6 protein-coding genes are annotated in these 9,616 nt (G+C 64.0%); 3 read left to right on the forward strand and 3 right to left on the reverse strand.

Annotated features, from left to right (window positions below; all coding sequences use genetic code 11):
* Positions 1-127 precede the first annotated feature (127 nt).
* The 3 genes from D7W82_RS40050 (at position 128) to D7W82_RS12750 (ending at position 2,924) form a co-directional block, all read left to right on the forward strand.
* On the forward strand, positions 128-1,039 hold the full coding sequence (locus D7W82_RS40050; RefSeq protein WP_147439301.1) for a hypothetical protein: 912 nt from the start codon (positions 128-130) through the stop codon (positions 1,037-1,039).
* Between the two features lie 199 nt (positions 1,040-1,238).
* Entirely contained in the window at positions 1,239-1,721 is a 483-nt protein-coding gene (locus tag D7W82_RS12745) for a toxin-antitoxin system YwqK family antitoxin (RefSeq protein ID WP_158617644.1), read from the forward strand.
* Between the two features lie 102 nt (positions 1,722-1,823).
* Positions 1,824-2,924, forward strand: a complete 1,101-nt coding sequence (locus D7W82_RS12750; RefSeq protein ID WP_199727741.1) for a TIGR04552 family protein — start codon at positions 1,824-1,826, stop codon at positions 2,922-2,924.
* A gap of 27 nt (positions 2,925-2,951) precedes the next feature.
* On the opposite strand, the gene D7W82_RS12755 is transcribed toward D7W82_RS12750, so the two are convergent.
* From D7W82_RS12755 to ffh, 3 genes are all read right to left on the reverse strand, one after another.
* On the reverse strand, positions 2,952-5,066 hold the full coding sequence (locus D7W82_RS12755; protein WP_147439302.1) for an Ig-like domain-containing protein: 2,115 nt from the start codon (positions 5,064-5,066) through the stop codon (positions 2,952-2,954).
* A gap of 532 nt (positions 5,067-5,598) precedes the next feature.
* On the reverse strand, positions 5,599-7,710 hold the full coding sequence (locus D7W82_RS12765) for an Ig-like domain-containing protein (RefSeq protein ID WP_120618605.1): 2,112 nt from the start codon (positions 7,708-7,710) through the stop codon (positions 5,599-5,601).
* 167 nt (positions 7,711-7,877) lie between these two features.
* Entirely contained in the window at positions 7,878-9,524 is a 1,647-nt protein-coding gene (gene ffh / locus D7W82_RS12770) for a signal recognition particle protein (protein ID WP_120618606.1), read from the reverse strand.
* Positions 9,525-9,616 lie beyond the last annotated feature (92 nt).

The following is a 9,616-nucleotide window of genomic DNA, read 5'->3' on the forward strand; positions in this document are numbered from 1 at the left end:
GGTCGGTCGACACTCGTTGACACGTCTGGAGCGAGAGGACTAAAGCCCGCTCGACTTCAAACCCGGTGTCTGGAGTCAGGTGGCCGGAGACACCGGGCGACGTAACCCATCCAGGAGGATGTTCCGAATGCAGCTGCGTAAGATGATGGTGATGCTCGCCGCGGTGAGCTCGATGAGCCTGGCCCTGACGGCCTGTGGCGATGACGCGACGACGGTTGATTCCTGTACGTCGGACACCGACTGCTCCTCCGGTTTCTGCAACACGACCGCCGGCGTGTGTATGGAGACCTGCGAGAGCGCCGCGGACTGCCCGGACAGCGAGAAGGAGTGCGCCGTTCTCTCCGGTTCGAGCAAGACGCAGAAGGTCTGCCAGTGCAAGACCGACGAGCTGTGCAAGACGGACGACTCCTCGACCCTGGTCTGCGGCACCGTGTCCAAGCGCTGCGAGGAGCCCGGCTCCACCCCGGCGGGCTGCACCAAGGACACCGACTGCGGCGCCAACAACACCTGCGACGAGGCCACTGGCGTGTGCAGCCCGGCCGCGACGAACTGCTCCGGTGAGGGCCAGGCGGCGTGCGCGTACGGCAGCTTCTGCGGCGGCACCACCTGCACTGCCGTGCCTGCTCCCACGTGCGACAACTTCACGCCTTCTAAGGGTGGCAAGCAGCCTGTGTGGAACGCCAGCACGTCCACGGGGCCGATCATCTACAGCGTGACCAAGGTTTCCGTTGGCGCCGACAGCTTCTGCACGTCGCCTTCCATCACCTTCAAGGCTCAGGTGAAGGCCTATATTGACTCGGATTCCTCCGCCACGTTCCCTGCGCAGAGCTCGGGTCTGCCGGGCCTCCTGTATGTGACCGTGGACGGCCAGGAGCAGTCCGGGATCAACCTTATCCGGCCCTCTCAATACTCCACGTCGAACGCTGGGAAGACGGCTCAGTTCACCATGAACTTCTGCCGCCCTGCGGATGCCACCACGCTTTCCATCGGTCTTTACTTCACGGGCGGAAACGAGATCTGCGGTCAGATCACGAAGTAGGCATCTCGCATTCCGGTTGCGCGCATTGACGCTGCCTCGTCCTGTTATAGGGACGAGGCAGTGTCTTTTCTGGCCTCAGGGAACACTGCTTCTCGAAGGGCGATTCAGGCACGGGTTGAATCAATTATGAGTTCCCCCGTCTTTGTTGCGGGCAACACTGATGGGTCTGCAGGCTTCCGCCCGAAGGAAGGACAAGCTTATGTCGGTGAATGTGGTGACTCGCTTCGTCGTCATTTCCCTGGTTTCGATTGCCGCCCCCTCTTTTGCCTCCGAGGTGCAGCTCTCCTGCCCGGCGGGCACGGTGCAGAAGGGGAAGACGACCAAGAGTGAATCCATCTACTGTGTGAAGACGACCTCAACAGTCATCAAGCCGGTCCTTCAGGGCCCGTACGTGGATTTCTGGCCCAACGGTCAGAAGCAGTCCGAAGGCCAGTATCTGGAGGGCTTCAGGTCGGGCCACTGGACCTATTGGGATGCCAACGGCGTGAAGACCGGCGAAACCGACTTCGCCGCAGGCGATTATCACGGCACCCGCGTACAGTTCTTCGCCAACGGCAAGCCGAAGATGATCGAGCAGTACCAGAAGGGCATCCGAAACGGCACGGTTCAGGAACTGAGCGAGGACGGCAAGGTCGTCCGTGAGAGCCGTTTCGAGAAGGGCAAGGAAGTCGCCGCCAAGTAGCCAGGCGGACGTGGTCAGGAGGGCCCCAGCCTGCTTTCCAGGGCGGGGCCCTCCGCATTGCGGGGCTTTCCCTTGGGGCTCCAGCCAGATAGGAACAACGCTGTGAAGGCCCCCTCTCTCGTTCCAGTCCTCTCGGCTGTCCCTGTCCGCACGGTGTCGGAGATGGGACTGCGTGAACTTGAGCGCATCCGGCTCATCCTGAGAGGTGGCTCGGTCATCGACTGGCGGCGCATGCACTTCCAGACGCGGGATGAGGTGGACCGGTTCCTGCGCCTCTGCCAGTTGGACGTGTCGCGGCCCTACGACGATGCCTGGGGCCGGACGGTGCTAGCCGATGCCGTGGAGTACCTGCGCAAGACCTTCGACTACCGGGTCGCGGACGCGGTGGCCCAGCCGGAAGAGCTCCATGACCTCTTCCTTTTTGCCTCAGGGGCGAAGGGCCTTGCTCGGTACCGGCGGATCGCCTGCATTGTTCTGAAGGTGATGCACGTCATCCAGCACATTGAAGGGCGTGACCTGATCTTCCGGCTGGCCGCCTCCGAGGCCGAACTGGCGGAGATGGTCACGGAGAAGGTGCTGGGCGTTGCTCGAGAGATGAAGGAGATGGGCTTGCCCATCGTGGAGTTCGCCCACTCCATCAAGACGCGGGACTCCCTGGTCACGAAGCTGATCGCGAAGAAGGAGACCGTGGCGGCGCAGGTCTATGACCGCACGCGGTTCCGCGTCATCACCCGCAAGCGGGAGGACCTGTTGCCGGTCCTCTACTTCCTGACGCAGCGTTTGTTCCCCTTCAACTTCGTCGTCCCCGGGCAGACGGAGAACTCGCTGCTGCCGTTCAAAGGACTGCTTGAGGAGAACCCTCACTTCGAGCAATTCATCCCTCAGCTCCACTTGGACCGGGACTTCGAGGACCGTGAGGACCGGACGGGGAACGCCTTCTCTGGGGATTCCTATCGGGTCCTCAACTTCGTCGTGGACCTTCCCCTGCGGATGGACCCCTACCTGCCCCCTCCCGAAAGTGATGCCCGCCCTCGAAAGGGGCGGGTCACCTTCGCGCTTGTCGAGTTTCAAATGGCGGATGAGGAGACGGCACGTCGCAACGAGCTCGGAGACAACGCACATGAGAGCTACAAGCGCCGGCAGAAGCGCCGTGTTCTCAACCGTCTGAGCCGAGGATTGGTTGTACCCAAGCGTCAAGGCTGACTTGTCAATGGGCCTCCACGGGCACAGCTAGTTGTTGAAGCGGGAAACATAGATGCTTGCTGAAGTCGCATCTTCTTCGGTCCATGCAACCAGGGGGTGGCCGTTTGAGTCCAATTCGACGGAAGGCTTGGATGCCGGAGTGCCAGTGCTGGCCACTGCATTGATGGGTTGTGCGACAGCCTGCCAACTACCACCAATCCATCGGCTGAGCAGGATGTTCCGCTCCGCGCCGATGATGCCACTCCATGCCAGGATATAGGGGGTTCCCGTTCTCATGGCCAGTACGGGTTCTGTATTGCCTGTCGAGGATGTGTCGATCGTTTGAGGTGAGGTCCAGTTCGTGCCCTCCCATCGAGCCCATTGAATTCTGCCATCCGACGATGGGGTTGAAGCGGATTCAGCCCAAGCGACCCACGGCCGCCCGTTGCTGTCGACAGCAATGGATGGGCTCCAGGAAGTCTTTCCTAGGAGGTGATCCCCCATTGGACTTGAATCGTTCTCGGCAATGCCGATGAGGACCCCATCCTCATTGTTGCTCAGGGCGAGGATGCTGTAGGTGGCGTAGATGTTGTTTGCTGCGGTTGCAGTGGAGAATGAGTACACGCGTGCGGAGTCTGGCGGCCTCGGAATGGCTGTTCGCGTCCAGGTTTGTCCTCCTGCAGTCAGTTGGTAATGCCCGATTTGAGCAATTGCTTCATTGCTATTGAGTGCATAGAGGTGCAGGACTCCGTTCAAGTCCGCTGCGAGGGACGGCCCAGAAATACCCCAATCAATATCGAATACCGGAATTGACGGAAGGGATTCCCACCCGGTACCCGTCCACCTGCGAACGAAGATCTGCGGGCTGCCTCCGGATCCCGCCACTTCACGCCATGCGACAACGGGGCGATTCATGGAGTCAACAAGAAGAGTCGGTTGGGTCGCGTCCGTTCCGACTCCTGCTAGACCACTCAGCCCGCTACCGAGGATGGACCACGTAGTCCCTGTCCAACGAGCCACATAGACATTCTTGCTCGTCCCATCTGACTCTGACCAGGTCATCAAGGGTTGAGCATTTTGGTCCACTTTCAGTACCGCGCCTTCCGCGGAGGTCTTGCCTTCATTCGCGCTGATCGCGCCACCCAAGGGCAGCCAGGTGGGCACAGAGAAGGACCACGCCGGAGCACTCACCACTCCATTGCCCGCCAGGTCCGTGATGGCGCTCGTTGCCGCAGCGAGGTCGACCTGGACCGTGCTCGGTGCGGTCAGGGCGCTCAGCGGCGTCACGGCCAGCGTCTTTCCGTCCGCGGAGAGCGCCACGGACTTCGCGATGGCATCCCCTGTACCCGTCTTGAGCCCCACCGCCGCCTCCGTCACCGAGAGCGGATTCATGGGCTCACTGAAGGTGACCTGGATGGAATCACGGACCCCCACGGTCGCCGCGTCCTTGGCCGGCAGGAAGGACGCCACCGTTGGCGCGGTCCGGTCGATGATGACCGTGCGTGCCGCGCTGGTGAAGACCGCTCCGCCACGGGTCGCGCGGATGGACAGCTGGTGCGTGCCCTCTGCCTCCTGGGTGGTGTTCCAGGTGAACGAATAGGGGCTCCCCGTGGGCTTCACGAGCACCGTGGTGTCCTTCAGGATCTCCACCTGCTCCGCGGCGCCTCCTTCCACCGTGAACTGCAGGAGCAGGGGGCCTCGCGTGTACGCCTTGCCGGGAGTGGGCACGACCCAGTTCACCACCAGGTCACCGGGCTTCCCCACCGTCACCGTCAGCGTGGCCTGCTGCGTGACCGAACCGCTCTTGCCTTGGAGCGTCAGCGTGTAGGCCCCGGGCACCGTGCCCGCTCCCACGCGGATGCTCAGGGTCGCTCGCGTCTCTCCCTTGGGCAGGGTGAACGGCTGAAGCTCGATGCCCGCGGGCGGGGACACGAGACTCCAGGTGACGGCGCCTCCCGCAGTGTCAGCCCAGGCGAGCCGGACGTCGCAGTCCAGGGTCCCCCCTGGGAGAACCTGCTCCTGGGCAGGAGTCGCCGTGAAGGTGAAGTCCGCGTCGGGGTCCGCCGGGTCCTCCTTGGGCGGGTCCTCCAGCGGAGGAACGTCGATGCATGCGGGGCTCAGGCCGAGGCAGCTGAGCAGCAACAGGTGTTTCAGGTTGGGCATGGGGGCACGTTCTGCAAGGTCAGGACCGGTCGGTCCCGAGCGAGAACAGTGCCATGCCCGTCCTCGGAACAGGACAGGCGTCCGGATTCGGAGGCTCCGGAAACACGGCTGCCCGCCGCCCCCGGGCTCGGGTGGGACACGCGGGCGGGGGCTCCTGGAGGCGAACCCTCATTTCGAGCAGTTCATCCCTCAACTCCACCTGGACCGGGACTTCGAGGACCGGATGGGGAACGCTTTCTCTGGGGATTCCTACCGGGTCTTCAGCGTCGTCGTGGACCTTCCACTCCGGATGGAACCCTTCTTGCCTCCGCCTGAGAGTGATACCCGCCCGCGGAAGGGCGGGTATCACTCTCACCCGTTGAGTTCCAGATCGCGGACGAAGAACAGCTCGCCGTAACGAACTCGGTGACAACGCTCATGAAAGCTACAAGCGACGGCAGAAGCGCCGTGTCCTCAATCGATTGAGTCGGGGGCTCGTGGTGCCCAAGCGACAGGGTTGAGCCCATCATCAAGATCCTGTCCCTGCGTGATGTCAGTAGTTGAGCCTGAAGACGTGCACGTTGGCGGACGTCGCATCAGCCTCAGTCCAGGCAATGAGTGGCTGCCCATTGGCGTCCATTGAGACGGAAGGGCCAAAGGCAGGGGTGCCACTGGCCGTCAAGGCGCTGAGAGGCATTCCCACGGGCTTCCATGCGGAGTCAACCCAACGGCTGACGAGAATGCTGCGTTCAGACGCTGTAACACCGCTCCAGGCAAGGACATGTGGAGTGCCTGCGCCAAGTGCGAGGCTGGGCGAATTGTTTCCCGTGGAATCGTTGCTGACGAGTGTGGGGGTGCTCCAGCCACTTCCTTCCCACCGCGCCCAATAAAGCATGCCATCCGCTTCTGCCTGGGCCGGGGACTGTACCCAGGACACCCAGGGGCGCTGCGTCGCATCCACTGCGACCGAAAGCGCTCGTACGTCTGTTCCAAGCGTTTTTCCCCCGAGGAGAGACGCGTCGTTGGCGAGAACGGCCACACCTCGGCGTGAGGCTGTGTCGTCGTAGGCCGAATAGGCAGTGAAGATGCTCGTGCCGGATGCTGCTACTGAGATGCCGTCCGCATTGAAATGGTCAGCGGGTTGGCCAGGGTTCAGGTCGATCCATGCCGAGCCTGATGATGGAAGCTTGAACCCACGGACCTTCGAGTTGTTTCCATCGTGCTGGGTGGCATGGAAGACAAGGTCCTCATTGGTCCCGGCGACGAGCCGCGCTTGTGTGGCGTATTCTTGCGAACTGGAAACCAGCGGAATGGATGGCAATGAAGTCCAGGTGCTTCCCGTCCACCGACGCGCGAACACGTCTCGGCCTTGGCCATTGCCAGTTGCCTCATCCCAGACGACGACGGGGTGGTTGGAGGCGTCGATTGCCAAGTCGGGCCTCGCTGCATCCGTTCCAAGCGCAGTCAGACCGCTCAGCGGCGCACCCAGCATGTCCCAGGCCGTACCGGACCACCTGGCAACGTAGATGTTCCGGGTCGAGCCATCGGGTTCCGACCAGGCAATGACAGGCCGACCCTCGCGGTCCACCTTCAAGACGACATCTTCGGCCGACGTTCTGCCTGCCACCGCGCTGATGGCTCCACCGAGAGGAAGCCAGGAGGAAACCGTGAACTTCCAGGTAGGAGCGGTCTGCACTCCGTTTCCTGCCAGATCCGTGGTGTTGCTCACGAGCGGCGTGAGATCGACAGAGAGGGTATCTGGAGCAGCCAGGGGATCGTTCGGAGTGACAGTCAGAACTTGTCCGTCCGCGGAGAGCGACACCGATTTGGGAATGGCGATACCCGCGCTCGTCTTGAGCCCGACCGCTGCCTCCGTCACCGAGAGCGGATTCATGGGCTCACTGAAGGTGACCTGGATGGCTTCGTGGACCCCCACGGTCGCCGCGTCCTTGGCCGGCAGGAAGGACGCCACGGTGGGCGCGGTCCGGTCCACGATGACCGTCCTCGGCGTACTGGTGAAGACCGCTCCGCCGCGGGTCGCGCGGATGGACAGCAGGTACGTACCCTCGGCCTCCGAGGTGGTGTCCCAGGTGAACGAATAGGGGCTCCCCGTGGGCTTCACCAGCACCGTGGTGTCCTTCAGGATCTCCACCTGCTCCGCTGCGCCTCCTTCCACCGTGAACTGCAGGAGCAGGGGGCCCCGCGTGTATGCCTTGCCGGGCGTGGGCACGACCCAGTTCACCACCAGGTCACCAGGCTTTCCGACCGACACCGTCAGCGTGGCCTGCTTCGTGACCGTGCCGCTCTTTCCCTGGAGCGTCAGCGTGTAGGCCCCGGGCACCGTGCCCGCTCCCACGCGGATGCTCAGGGTCGCTCGCGTCTCTCCCTTGGGCAGGGTGAACGGCTGAAGCTCGATGCCCGCAGGCGGGGACACGAGGCTCCAGGTGACGGCGCCTCCCGCGGTGTCCGCCCACGCGAGCCGGACGTCGCAGTCCAGGGTTCCCCCTGGGAGGACCTGCTCCTGGGCGGCAGTCGCCGTGAAGATGAAGTCCGCGTCGGGGTCCGCCGGGTCCTCCTTGGGCGGGTCCTCCAGCGGGGGAACGTCGATGCATGCGGGGCTCAGGCCGATGCAGCTCAACAGCAACAGGTGTTTCAGGTTGGGCATGGGGGCGTGTTCTGCAAGGTCGGAACCGGTCGGTCCCGAGCGGGAACACTGCCATGCCCGTCCGGGGAACAGGACAGGCGTCCGGCCCCGGAAACACGGCTGCCCGCCGCCCCCCGGGGTTCGGGTGGGGACGCGCGGGCAGGGGAGGGACTTCAGAAGGCCGCGGGCTACTTCTTCTTGCGGTTCTTCTTCTTGTTCTCCTTCTCCTTCTTGCGCCGCTCCTTGATGGCGTCGCGGTCGTCCGGCTTGCTCACGGCCGGGGGCGCGTAGCCCATCAGGCGGGCCTTGGCCATCGCGGCCTGGCCCATGGGCGGCGTGTAGCCCGGGGCGATCTGCGGCAGCTGCATGGGCATGCCCCCCATGCCTCCGCCCATCGCGGACATGGCCTTCTCCAGCGCCTTCGGGTCCTTCCCGAACATGCTGCCCAGGTCCATGTTCTTCATCTGACCCAGCTGCCCCAACTGCTTGAAGCCCGGGATGCGGCCCAGGAGGCCCGGGTTCTGGCCGATGGTGCCCATCACCTGCTGCATCATCCCGAACTTCTGCAGGAGCTCGCGCACCTCCTCCGGCTTGCGGCCACTGCCCTTGGAGATGCGGTTGATGCGGCTGGCGTTGATGATGTCCGGACGCAAGCGCTCCTTCTGCGTCATCGAGTCGTACATCGCCTCGATTTTGGTGAGCTCCTTCTCGTCCGGGTTCAGGTGCTCGGTGAGGTCGCCGAAGAGGGGGAACTTCTCCAGCAGGTCCTTCAGCGGGCCCATCTTGCGGACCATGCGGATCTGCTCGACGAAGTCCTTCATCGAGAACTGGCCGGAGAGCAGCTTGCGCGCGTCGTCCTCGGCCTTCTTCTCGTCGACGACCTTCTCGAAGTCCTTCATCAGGCCGACGATGTCGCCGAAGCCCAGGATGCGGCCCGCGAGGCCCTCCGGACGGAACTCCTCCAGCTTGTCCATCGACTCGCCCATGCCGAGGAACTTGATGGGCTTGCCCGTCACTTCCTTGATGGACAGCGCCGCGCCGCCGCGCGCGTCACCGTCCAGCTTCGTCAGGATGAAGCCGTCCAGCGTCAGGCGCCGGTCGAACTCGGCCGCCGTGCGCACCGAGTCCTGGCCGATCATCGCGTCGCACACCAGCAGGATGGTGTCCGGCTGCACGTTGGACTTGATGGACTCCAGCTCCGTCATCAGCGTCTCGTCGATGGCGAGCCGGCCCGCCGTGTCGATGAGCACCACGTCGCACTTCTGCTCGCGCGCGGCCGCGTAGCCCCGCTTCGCCAGCTCGGGCGGCTGCACGCCGGGCTCGTGGTAGACGGGGACCTTCAGGCGCTCGCCCAGGACCTTGAGCTGATCCACGGCGGCAGGGCGGTAGATGTCCGCCGCGACCAGCAGGGGCTTGCGCCCCTCCGCGAGCAGCCGGCTGGCGAGCTTGCCCGTGGTCGTCGTCTTACCGGAGCCCTGGAGGCCCACCATCATGATGCCGGACAGCTGGCCCTTGGGCTTCAGGTGGAGGCTCGTGTCCACCGGGCCCATCAGGGCCTCCAGCTCGTCGTGGCAGATCTTGATGAAGTGGTCCATCGCGCTGACCTTGCGCTTCTGGCCCCCCGCGTCCGTGACGGCTGTCTGCACCACCTCGCCCACGGCCTTCTCGCGGACGCGGGCGACGAACTTCTTCACCACGTCGAAGGCGACGTCGGCCTCCAGCAGGGAGACGCGGATGTCTCGCAGCGACTCGTCCACCAGCTCGGGGGTGAGTTCGCTCTTGCCGGCGAGGCGGTTCTTGGCGGCCCGGAAGCCCTTGGTGACGGTCTCAAGCATGGGGGGCGCTTTATAACAGCGTCCCGCCGGATGCGACGGTCACGGAAGCCCCGGTCGTCCAGCAGTGGAGGAATCAAGGGGCTTTCCCCACC

It is taken from the genome of Corallococcus sp. CA049B, assembly GCF_003611685.1.
GTDB lineage: Bacteria > Myxococcota > Myxococcia > Myxococcales > Myxococcaceae > Corallococcus > Corallococcus coralloides.

What these genes read in the sequence shown, in the direction of transcription:
- ffh (WP_120618606.1), bottom strand. Translation starts at nt 9,524, where the DNA reads ATGCTTGAGACCGTCACCAAGGGCTTCCGGGCCGCCAAGAACCGCCTC.
- D7W82_RS12755 (WP_147439302.1), bottom strand. Translation starts at nt 5,066, where the DNA reads ATGCCCAACCTGAAACACCTGTTGCTGCTCAGCTGCCTCGGCCTGAGC.
- D7W82_RS40050 (WP_147439301.1), top strand. Translation starts at nt 128, where the DNA reads ATGCAGCTGCGTAAGATGATGGTGATGCTCGCCGCGGTGAGCTCGATG.
- D7W82_RS12745 (WP_158617644.1), top strand. Translation starts at nt 1,239, where the DNA reads ATGTCGGTGAATGTGGTGACTCGCTTCGTCGTCATTTCCCTGGTTTCG.
- D7W82_RS12765 (WP_120618605.1), bottom strand. Translation starts at nt 7,710, where the DNA reads ATGCCCAACCTGAAACACCTGTTGCTGTTGAGCTGCATCGGCCTGAGC.